The sequence below is a fragment of the Variovorax sp. P1_H2 genome, assembly GCF_056405295.1.
In genome coordinates this window covers 1-4,867 of record NZ_JBFUCJ010000212.1, presented here as the reverse complement: position 1 = coordinate 4,867, position 4,867 = coordinate 1, and the positions used below count along the sequence as shown (strand labels likewise).

7 protein-coding genes are annotated in these 4,867 nt (G+C 63.8%); 3 read left to right on the top strand and 4 right to left on the bottom strand.

What is annotated here, in order from left to right; genetic code table 11:
• Nucleotides 1-346 precede the first annotated feature (346 nt).
• The 4 genes from AC1D2E_RS34625 to AC1D2E_RS34610 form a co-directional block, all read right to left on the bottom strand.
• Complete coding sequence (locus tag AC1D2E_RS34625) at nt 347-472, bottom strand: hypothetical protein (RefSeq protein WP_478201596.1); 126 nt, start codon at nt 470-472, stop codon at nt 347-349.
• Entirely contained in the window at nt 469-666 is a 198-nt protein-coding gene (locus tag AC1D2E_RS34620) for a recombinase family protein (protein ID WP_478201595.1), read from the bottom strand. Before AC1D2E_RS34620 ends, AC1D2E_RS34625 begins: the two co-directional genes overlap by 4 nt.
• A 236-nt stretch (nt 667-902) precedes the next feature.
• Nucleotides 903-1,982 carry an HNH endonuclease gene (locus tag AC1D2E_RS34615; protein ID WP_478201594.1) on the bottom strand — a complete coding sequence of 360 codons (1,080 nt, stop codon included), beginning with the start codon at nt 1,980-1,982 and terminating at the stop codon, nt 903-905.
• Nucleotides 1,979-2,710 carry a uracil-DNA glycosylase family protein gene (locus tag AC1D2E_RS34610; RefSeq protein WP_478201593.1) on the bottom strand — a complete coding sequence of 244 codons (732 nt, stop codon included), beginning with the start codon at nt 2,708-2,710 and terminating at the stop codon, nt 1,979-1,981. Before AC1D2E_RS34610 ends, AC1D2E_RS34615 begins: the two co-directional genes overlap by 4 nt.
• A gap of 195 nt (nt 2,711-2,905) precedes the next feature.
• Between AC1D2E_RS34610 and AC1D2E_RS34605 the strand changes: the two genes are divergently transcribed.
• From AC1D2E_RS34605 to AC1D2E_RS34595, 3 genes are all read left to right on the top strand, one after another.
• A complete protein-coding gene (locus AC1D2E_RS34605) occupies nt 2,906-3,736 on the top strand; it encodes a hypothetical protein (protein ID WP_478201592.1) in 831 nt (276 codons plus the stop codon).
• Entirely contained in the window at nt 3,733-4,026 is a 294-nt protein-coding gene (locus tag AC1D2E_RS34600; RefSeq protein WP_478201591.1) for a hypothetical protein, read from the top strand. The genes AC1D2E_RS34605 and AC1D2E_RS34600 overlap by 4 nt, the downstream gene beginning before the upstream one ends.
• 225 nt (nt 4,027-4,251) lie before the next feature.
• Nucleotides 4,252-4,551 carry a hypothetical protein gene (locus AC1D2E_RS34595; RefSeq protein ID WP_478201590.1) on the top strand — a complete coding sequence of 100 codons (300 nt, stop codon included), beginning with the start codon at nt 4,252-4,254 and terminating at the stop codon, nt 4,549-4,551.
• The last annotated feature ends 316 nt before the right edge of the window (nt 4,552-4,867 follow it).

Genomic DNA, 4,867 nt, shown 5'->3' with positions numbered 1-4,867 from the left:
CCCCAGACGCGCACCCAAACATCGGGGGCGTAGCACTTGAAATCGGGCCCAGGCCACCGGAACGAGACGATCGCTGTCCCGACAATCAGGGCGCAACTGAGCCAAACACGGCCGCCATCCGTCATCCACCGTGCTTTGCGCGCGAGCCAAGCGCGAATGCGTGCTACTGCGGCGATGAGGGCCGTGTGCTTTTTGGTGGTCCACGTAGGGCTCTTTTCAGAACTTTCGGTCATGCCGAAGTCTACTTGTCGGCTACCTTTGCCGGCGATCGCCTGGGGCTGTGGTCAGCGGTACAGGTGCGCCGATGCGGGCTGGCTGCTGGTCGACGGCGCGCCGCCGGGGCTGATCAGGCCACAAAGGCATCGCGGATTCGCACCGTTGCCCTGCTCGTCGACAAAGCCCGGGCCACGGCCGCCACCGCTTCGCCCGCATCAAGGCGATTGAGCGCTTCCTGTGCCTGGGCCGTGGTCAGGGCGCGCGGGCGCCCCAGCGCCTTGCCTTGGGCCTAAGCCGGGCGCGCTCGGACGCGGCCGTGGAGCCTGAGATGGTCTCGGCAACGATGCGGGCGGGCGTGACCGCGAAGCCGGCGGCGACAATCTCTTGCGCTTGATTCGAAATGGTCTGCTCGGCGGTGCTCACGCGGCAGTAGGCGATAACGCGGGACAACTTGTGGTGCTCCTGGCAACCACTGACCGAAATTGGTGACCGGACTGTGCCCATGTTCAAAACACCAGCCCAGCTATTTTCTGGTCACTCTGCGTAGCCCTGACCACAACCGCTCGATTTTGGCCACTGGGAGGAAGAATGATTGGCAAGGTTCTGCGGATGCACCGACGGGCTGCGTACAGGGATGGCGTGGCCAGGACGGCTGGCAGGAGCCTTATTGTCAGACAGTGAATTGCTCAGAGGGCCCACCGCTGCCGATGGTGAAGTAGGTAGCGGGCCAGACCTTGGTGCCAGTCGCGGATGCGCCATTGCGGGTGATCAAGCCTGAGCTTGTCCTTCAAGTCCCAATTGGCCCTAGTCGAGACGATCAGCCGTCCGCGGTGAATACCGTCGTGCTCGAAACCTATCAAGCCAAGTTCGAACGCTTTGTCCAGTGACGGCGTCAGAAGCAGGCCGTTGTTGACATCCCAGCGCTCGGCGGCCGTCTGGCAATCGCTCCATCGCTTGATGTGCGAGGCGATAAGGACCTCCGGGCTTTTCAAGCCCGTTACCGAGCACGCGGAGTTCCAGCGCGCCAAAAGCCTGTCTCGGAACAGGGACTGCCCGATCCGCATCTTCACTAGGGCTTCGCGCTCGCTGGTCCTTAAGGATGCAAGGCCTGCTTCGAAACCGRCAATCTCAATACTCTCCGCCTGCTCTTCCTCATTCATTTCACGCGTTTTGGCGGAGGCCACGAGCGCTGCAGTAGTCGAGGCTGCGGACCGGTCACCTTCAGCGAAAACGTCGCCATCGATCACCGGTTCGAATTCCAGATTCTGATGCCGCATCAGAACGAAGTCGCTGAAGCCTTCAAACAGTGAGCGCAACACTTCCATCGCCTGTTCCGGTCTTCCCACGTCCGCCAGCCTGCCGCTGAACGCCTTGCCACGAACCTCGACGCCTTCGCGCTCCAGTTCGAGCTTCCAACTGTCCTGGGGGGTGCAGGTGTAGGGCATGAAAGCACTTCCCCTGAATGTGAAACCCGGCTGACCCTCGAACCGCTGCCAGACCTCTTGCCGGGCTGCATAGCTCCAGATACGCAGCTCGATCTGACCCTGGGAATTGCCCAGGCTGGGTAGGCGGACAGCCAATAACCGCACCCCATCCAAGGGCTCGTGGATCAGCATCCAAAATGCGCGCTCGTTCTGCTTGGCGCTTGCACCTTTCACCTTGTGCCCTGCGGCAATATCGAAGCGCCGCGAAATCCCCTTAGCGGCCTGTTTCCAATGAAGCAGCGCCGCCCTCGCGTCATGCTCAATCCATTCACCCCAATTCATAGGTGCCCTCGCATCTCACTGTATGGCGGCCGACTGTCCCCGGCTTGGCGCGCTATCGCGGCCCGAACGAGCGGGGTGGGATCGGTGCTCTCGTGGCGCCAACTCGCGATCGCTGGATGCGTCGCGGTCACTACGGCCAATCCGTCCCGACCGACATGCGCGGTTGACTTCCATCGCCGATCATTCTTTTCGACGAACTCGCCTAACAGGTCGTGGGCGCCCAGGCGCCGACGCACCCAGTTCCCGGCATCCTTGCCCATGCACAGGATGGTGCGAACGTTCAGGCGGGCGATGACCGCGCTGTGGAAAGGCCAACAGGCCTCGGCCAGTTCGTCCAAGCGGTCCCTTAGGTCCTTCGCCGAGCGCGTGCGCTCAAAGACAAGGTTGCTCATGGGCACCATTTGCGGCTGTAGCCCGAGTCGATCCACAAGGTGCAGCACCCGAGGCTGCATGCCGGTCGTACCCGGTGGTCGGCCGTTCCACGACTCATCCCGATACGCTGCCCACGCRGGGCTCTTAGTCACGACGGCCTCGGTATGGGACGCGACCGTCTCATGCTGATGCGTTGCGGGGTCGCCGCCCGGGTTCAGCCCCAGGATGTACAGCGGCGCCGGCCCGCCGAACGCCATGCGCCCAGAGTTGAAAACCGCGCCGGATTTCGTCAGCATCGCGCGGGGGATCAGGTCTCGCAGTTCGTCGATCACAGTGCTCCAGTAGAACTCGGGCATCCTACAGTCCGCGCGCCCAGCCGCCTGCGGCACGCGACCGATATTCTTGCTCGCGGCGGCGGCACGTGGACGCTCACTGCAGTGCGCAACGTGCTGGCCCGGCTTGCCGCTGTGTAGAGCCCCTGTTCCCCACTGGCGTGAATTTCCGTAGATATAGCTCGCGGAAATCGGCGGTCGTGACGGAACAGTGTGTTCATGGATCAACTAAACGCCCCTCCCAAGCGCCCCTCCGCCGGCACCGCCGCCGAGGCCGTTCAACTCGCCGAGAATTCCCTGGCAAGCGCGCTGATCACTGGCGCCGACACCGGCCCGGCCCGCGCCGCTCTGGAGGAAGCCCGCAAGGCCGCCGCCGCCGAGCGCGACGCTGCCGACCGCGACGCGCGCGCCGCCGCCCAGACCGATAACTCCGCCGCCAAGCAGTTCGAAGCCGAGACCGTCGAGCAGGCGCAGAATCAGGTGGCCGACGCGATCGAAACCATCGAGTCCGCGCCGGATGCCGACCCGCTGCCCGAGCCGGTCGAGTCGCCGATCGTCAAGCTCGCGGCCCAGCAACTGGCGCAAGCCCGTACCGCGCTGGCGAAGGCCGAGGTGCCTCATGCCGCCTCGACAGCCGAACGCGATGCGCTGCGCTCCCGCATGCAACCCAAGACCGCCGAATTGGAAGCGATCCGGGCCCGTCGCTTGGCTGGCGACGAGCAGCCCGGCGACGCCGCCATCATGAACGCGCTGAGCATGGACGTCGAGGACCTGGGCCGCATGCTGGCGCCTCTGGAGGCCGCCGTGGTCGCTGCTGCCCCCGCCGCGCAGCAGCGAGCTGTGGTCGATGCAGAGGCTGCCCTGGTGGCCGCCCAGCGCCGCGCCGAAGTCAAGGGCATGGCCAATCGCGTGCGCCTGCTGGAATCGCATTTCACGGCCCAGGTGCGCTTGCTGCGGCTCGCTGCGGCTGATCGAGGCATGAACAATCTCGCTTCGATCTACGTGCCCAGCGATGCGCTGCGCAAGGTTGCGAACGGAGCATGGGTATGAGCGCCGGCTTCAAGAAGGGCGCCGCGAGCGCGAATCGCGCCGGTCGACCGACGAAGATTGACAGCAACATGCGCCAGCTCACATCGCCATTGGAAGCGCTGGGCTGCAGCAACCTGGAAATCGAAGCGCTTGCGATCGCTTACGCGGCGGAAAGCGAAGTCGCGATCGACGCTGTCGTACGGGTCATCATCGGAAAGCTGCGGCAGGACCTGGATGAGGCCGACGCCGAGCAGCGCAAGCAGGATTTGATGGATATCCCTGCGGAGGAAGGCGATGGCGACATTTTCTGAGCCTCTGTCGCCCTTCGACAGGGTCTACCAAGCTGCTAAGCGCCTCGACGCGAAGAACGGCACAAAGCGGTACACAGATGCGATCTGTCAGCTGCTGTTGGCGCGCACGCTTCAACGCGTTCGCCTGGAACGCGAAGCCAAGATGAAGCGCCCTCGGCGGGCTTACTTCCTGGTCAAGTCGCTGCCCTCAATTTGCAGTCTCGGCCGTCACGGAAGGTCCTGAAAATGGCGCCTACTTCTAAACCTCTGACGTGGAAGCGGCTGTTCGAGGCGGCCGATCTTCTCGATGACCGGGCGTGCACCAAAGATCACGCGGACGCTGCCTTCTTCCTCCTGCTGAAATGCGCGGTGGAGACCCATCGCAAGAAGGCCGAGCAGGCCGAGCGCCCGCGTCGTCGGACGTTTTTCAAGTCGTCGCCAGCGATGGCAAGGATGGCAGCTTCGGCATCGGCCTCGCGCGTGGCCGTGAAGAACATGACCGACGCCGAGGTGCTCGCTCTGGCGCGCCGGTTGGCCCGGCTCTGACTGGGTTCCGCTTCGCGGCATTATCTAGCTGATGCACAAGGAAGCACCAAAGTTCTTGCGGATCAAGGACTTACGTTGCCTTCCGCTCTAAACCTCGCTCGTCGGTCGTTGCATGCAACGACGCATTTCGCTGGCCCGGATAATTTCGGATAAAGCGCGCGTTGCCTCCCCCAGTCGATGTCGTGCATCGAGGCGACACACCCGCTACGATGACGCCATCATGGGCGTGCCGATGACACCGGCTCACGAGCGGACTGCAGACGGCGGCAGCGATGACCCAGTCGACCGCGGTCACACTCAGATGGCGCGATGCCGA